Below are 1,030 nucleotides of genomic sequence, written 5' to 3' on the forward strand. Positions count from 1 at the left end.
CTGCACGCGCAGAAGCCCGATAATGGAGTCGCGCTTGCTGACTTCGGCTTCTTGGCTCTCAAGTTTCGCCGCCTGTTCAGCGACGAGCGCGCGCAAAACAAATAGCTCGTCCTGACTGTCCAGCGGCGTTGTTTCCATACCCGCCTACATAGCCGATTTGCGCCGGAAGAGCTAGCATTATGCCCCGGATGTCCTTGCAAAATATAGCTTTTAACCCGTTCGACCGGGAGCGGAAGTCCACGCAGGTCGGCGCCAGTCGATCCCCTCAACAAGCATCGACAACTGCGCTTGCGTCAGATGCGCAACCCCATCTTTCGCCGTCGGCCAGGGAAAGTATCCGCGTTCCAAAATTTTGTAAAATAGGCAGAACCCTTGGCCATCCCACCATAAAAGTTTGATCCGATCAGCGCGTTTTCCGCGGAAGCCGAAGATTACGCCGGAACCTGGCGCCTCCTTGATAACCGTCTCAACGAGCGCCGACAGTCCATCAATGCCACGCCGCATGTCGGTCACTCCGCAGGCCAGATAAACCCGCACATTTCCCGAAGGCCCGATCATGCCGCCTCCACACAAGCGACAAGCGACGATAGCACTTCGAGATCCATGTCCGCTGCAATTCTCAGTAGGCGGCCATTCCTCAAGACGATTTCAACGTCTTTGCATCTCGACCGAGCACCGCTCCTGTTGGAACCGTCACTCACCCTCTCCGACGCTCCGATAAGCGAGACCGGGATGAACGATGGGGTCTGTGGAGGTTTCAATTCGGGTGGCGAGAACTTCTTTCGCCAGGCGTATATCTGTTGCGGAAGAACGTCGTGCCGGCGCGCTACATCCGAAACGCTGCCTTCCGCGCTGAACGCTTCTTGCAAGATCGAAAGCTTCAGTTCCGTCGACCATCGACGTTGTCGCTCGGCACCCGTCAGGATCTCAACCTTGGCCATTCATACCCTGTTACGTCACAAATGAATCATCTGTGTCGTAACTTGCGCCAATCCCGCACCTAACCAAAATCCGCTCACCGGACGCTCAC

The 1,030-nt window shown here is 56.3% G+C and carries 2 protein-coding genes; both read right to left on the bottom strand.

Annotation, left to right across the window (positions count from 1 at the left end; translation table 11 throughout):
- Window positions 1–210: 210 nt before the first annotated feature.
- A complete protein-coding gene (gene tnpB, locus ACWGTI_RS32510; RefSeq protein ID WP_454578996.1) occupies window positions 211–558 on the bottom strand; it encodes an IS66 family insertion sequence element accessory protein TnpB in 348 nt (115 codons plus the stop codon).
- Window positions 555–941 (bottom strand): IS66-like element accessory protein TnpA, encoded by a 387-nt coding sequence (tnpA, locus tag ACWGTI_RS32515; protein ID WP_454590661.1) that lies wholly within the window; start codon window positions 939–941, stop codon window positions 555–557. The genes tnpB and tnpA overlap by 4 nt, the downstream gene beginning before the upstream one ends.
- Between the last annotated feature and the right edge of the window lie 89 nt (window positions 942–1,030).

The organism is Mesorhizobium sp. ArgA1, from assembly GCF_053714375.1.